Origin of the sequence: Candidatus Magnetobacterium casense (genome assembly GCF_019173545.1) — a bacterium.
Lineage (GTDB): Bacteria > Nitrospirota > Thermodesulfovibrionia > Thermodesulfovibrionales > Magnetobacteriaceae > Magnetobacterium > Magnetobacterium cryptolimnobacter.
The window spans coordinates 1-1,478 of sequence record NZ_JABXWD010000640.1; the positions used below are offsets into that span (position 1 = coordinate 1).

General features: G+C 52.2%; 1 protein-coding gene. It reads left to right on the forward strand.

Features of this window, described 5'->3' with window-relative positions:
- Positions 1–134 precede the first annotated feature (134 nt).
- Positions 135–1,478 (forward strand): hypothetical protein (locus HWQ67_RS18335; protein WP_218254139.1); only part of this gene is annotated, 1,344 nt, incomplete at its 3' end.

The window sequence follows — 1,478 nt, forward strand, 5'->3', positions numbered from 1 at the left end:
CAGTCCCCTTGACCCCGTTTATCTTACCCACCAAAAGTTTATGCACCCCAAAAAAAAGGGTAGTCCTCAACAAGCAGAAGTATGGTAAACTATCCGTAGTGTTATTATAGACTTAAATGAGGAGTAGTTTTTCTATGGCCACTAAAATTTCAGATATTTACAGTTGTTATATTACGTTGCTGTTTGTATGCCTCCTGATGATTCCGGAGAACGTCTTTGCCTTAACGCCTAAGGACTTCCAATACAGGGCGGAGATAAATAACGCAACAAAGCCAAACACGCTCTATCGCATACACCTGACCCCGGAACTGCTCGACAAATGCGCCCCAGGCTGCAACGACCTCCGCCTGCTGGATGCAGACAACAACGAGGTCCCCTATGTCATCCTGCAAGACATACTGCCTGCGGACAAGGTCGAGACCTACGCACTACAGATCACGCACTACGAGGCCGGTGACACCCAGGTGGATATCGTCATGCAGATGCCCAATACGCACAAGCCCGTAAGCGTCATCGATCTGTCAATCGCCGACAGAGACTTCAACAAAAAGGCAGTCCTGTACGCCAGCCGCAACGGCACCGATTGGGAATTTGTAACACAGGAGGGCATCTACGACTTCACCTCCCAGGTAGACCTGCGAAAGACGAAGCTGCACTTCAGCGCCTCCGACTATCCCCTCTACCGGCTCATCCTCACCGATGCGGATATGGCAACCGCCGGCAGTCAGCAGGTCATTCATCTGAAGTACGAAGGTCTGGATTTTTCGGCCTTTGGGGTTAGAAACAAGAAGGTCAGGATCAGCGCCGTAAAGGCCTCAACCGCCGCCACTAACCAACAGCGGGTCGTATACGACAAGAAGGTCTTCAGCGGTCTGCCCGCAAAGCTCGATGACAGGAAAAACACCGTAGTCATGGTCGATAGCCCCGTCCCTGCAAGTTCGGCAACGTTGGAGGCATCCAATCCCTACTACTACCGGAAGGTGGACGTTTACTATGCGCTTTCTGGTCAGTCCGGCAGCGTTTCCTATGCGCTTTATGCTACGCACTACGTTTACAGTTTCCCCATGATTGGTCAGGGGGCGTCCAGGGACTACTTTGACCTGCCTCCCAATCCGGGCAGGCAATACAAGTTCGTCGTCAACAACAACAACAATCCGCCACTTGTTGTAAAGTCCGTGGCGCTTAGTTGGGTCAAGCGGGACCTGTTTTTTGTGTCGCTGAAGGACTCCGGCAGGTACGTGTTGTGTTTTGGCGGCAGCTCCCTGAAGGCGCCCCAGTACGACCTGGCAAGTTTCGTCAATCAAGGCAACTACTTTGAGAGACCCTTTGAGTTGGCAGGACCCGTCGTGGTCACATCTAACGCAGGCTACAAGCCCCCGGCACAGCATTTGAGCCGGCGAGTTGAAAAAGCGATCCTTACGGTAGTAATCGTTACGTTGGTCGTGCTCATCGGCTTCTGGATATACAGGCTGTCTGCA